Source organism: Aquimarina longa SW024 (genome assembly GCF_001401755.1).
GTDB lineage: Bacteria > Bacteroidota > Bacteroidia > Flavobacteriales > Flavobacteriaceae > Aquimarina > Aquimarina longa.
On record NZ_AVQK01000083.1, the window covers coordinates 1 to 2,282 of the forward strand.

General features: G+C 38.3%; 3 protein-coding genes. All 3 read right to left on the reverse strand.

The genetic code is table 11. The features are described from left to right. Nucleotides 1–737: hypothetical protein (locus N456_RS08930; RefSeq protein WP_148639265.1), on the reverse strand; the 737-nt coding region annotated here is incomplete at its 3' end. A 15-nt stretch (nucleotides 738–752) separates the two neighbouring features. Continuing rightward, entirely contained in the window at nucleotides 753–1,148 is a 396-nt protein-coding gene (tssD, locus tag N456_RS08935; RefSeq protein WP_062056068.1) for a type VI secretion system tube protein TssD, read from the reverse strand. A 69-nt stretch (nucleotides 1,149–1,217) separates the two neighbouring features. Further along, on the reverse strand, nucleotides 1,218–1,910 hold the full coding sequence (locus tag N456_RS08940; protein WP_062056070.1) for a hypothetical protein: 693 nt from the start codon (nucleotides 1,908–1,910) through the stop codon (nucleotides 1,218–1,220). Nucleotides 1,911–2,282: the final 372 nt, after the last annotated feature.

Below are 2,282 nucleotides of genomic sequence, written 5' to 3' on the forward strand. Positions count from 1 at the left end.
ATGGTATTACGCTGACTACTTAGGCTACGGTAGATCCCTTCTTTATTGCGATACCATCCTACTGCTTTATGAAGGTTTGCGCCTTTATGCCACGGGGTAAGATTGCCGATACGGGTCAGACTTAGTGCTCCGGCAGCCTTACCTGTTGTAGCAACTCCCATCTTGGTGGCATCATATAGTATGCTCTGCCAGTTGATCTCCTCATTTATCATCCTAGGGCTAAGTTCTGGATTATCTCTGATACTACCATTATAACTGATCTCCCCACCGCGCTTGTATACATTATCATCTACAAAAAAAATCTGCGTATTGGTACTGGTATCTTCTGCTTGTATGACTACAGCAAGCTTATTATTGGTGGCTTCGCTACGCTCACTAGTTATTTTTATTTTGGCATCTTTAGAGAGCTGTGTCCATCGATTGCCATCCCATACCTGATAGCCGTTATTGGCTTTTCTGATATAATCATTGGTGTCTACAGCATCTGTATTATAGGGGCGCATGCTCTGTAACTGATGCATCTGGGCTTGTTTTACACCTATATCATCATTGGCAAGGTCTATTTTATAGAGTGCTTCTGATAGGGATGTACGGGTATTATCGAGCTCTCGATGTAGTTTAATCCCAATATCAAATGCGGTGGGAGTCTTGCCAGAAAATGAGGGGCATACGGCTCTTTCTATAGCAGGGGCTAGTACTGCATCTAGCCCCTGTAGTGTTTGGTTACTTTTTCTCATCGCGATATCAGGTTTTTAGCTTTTTACAGGCCAGTTATTCGTATGAGTATGTCCTTTTATTACCATCTCTCTGGCAGTGATCTTAAGCTCTGATAGGACTCCACCCCCGACAATATTGCTCTGGTATATGTACATATCTGAGCAATAGGCATCGGTAAACTCTAGAGTAAACTTAATCCCCATACCATCAGCGCTATAGTAGATGATCTTACCACTACGGGTGGTGATATCATTACCAGCCCAGCTGATGAGTTCTTCTTCTCCATCAAAATCAATGAGAGCTACGATACTGCCAGCACGTACCTTGGCACTGGGTCTGCCATTATAATCAGTGGGTTGGTGGAAGTCAAAGGAGGATTCAATAAGACGGTATTGCTGATTGTCGATAAGTAATTCGGTTTTTGTTGCCATGGTTTAGGTTTTAAGAGTTATTATTACTAATGTGTAATTGTATGATTTATTGTATGGATCTGTATTTTTTTATTCTTCTTCATCATTGGTTGTTATACTTCTGGTACTACTAGTTACTCTGGGAGTACGATAGAGTTTTCGTTTAGCAGGGTGTTGATCGAATACATTGTCTGCTGCTGCATTTATTTTTTGTAAGATACGGTATAGCTCATTAAAGAGTTCTTTTCGTTGGTCAGTATCTACGGTACGGGTTCCTTTTTTTTGTTCTTGTTCATTATTTGCACTACGCAGGGCTTCGGATAAGGCTGCGGGTTGTTCTAATAACTGTGCAGGGATCCCTGTAGCAATAAGTGCATCTCGGTGCTGATTGATGGTAGTGGTGAGCCCTTCTGTATATTGGATCATCTTGATTTGACTTCTTCTGATTATTGCATATCTACCAACACCAAACTGTTTTTGTATTGCTTTTTGATCCGGAAAAGCATCAAGTACCCAGTAGCGTAGTTTTTTAAAATAGGCATGACAGTCATTCATAGCACGATCTACAGATTCTGTTTTTTCTTGTAATTGTGCTATATTTAATTGATCACCTCCTTCTTTATATGCTTGTGTAACTTTACTTTCTAAGAGAGTTATAAATCTCTGGTCTAGTTTAGCGTCAAAATCAGTAAATAGTTGTATATCTTCTTTAAGATAAGAAATTACAGTATCTGCCCATTCTAATACGATACCGTCTTTGATCTTGTAACTACGTTCTGCCATATGTTTGTTTGTTTTAAACCCCTATAATACTAGGGTGATTATATAAATGATATTGTTTGTTAGTAAGTATATGTTTCTACAAGATCAAATGTTACCCCATATTAGTAGTATTATTTTAAAATAATAATTAATCTATTGAAGACTCCCTCTAAACCTTTTAAAGCCTCCTTTTAAAAATCATCATCATTAAATTCTTTTTTTTCTTCCATAATATCACAAAGTTAAATGTTTATACGTGGTGACACACTTTACTGAACACTCTCAGTTAAATGTTTATACTTGGTGATATACTTTGTTAAACACTCCCGATCTATTGTATTAAACACGACCAGTAGCGATAAATACTAGTGCGGACAAGGATGATAACAAGGC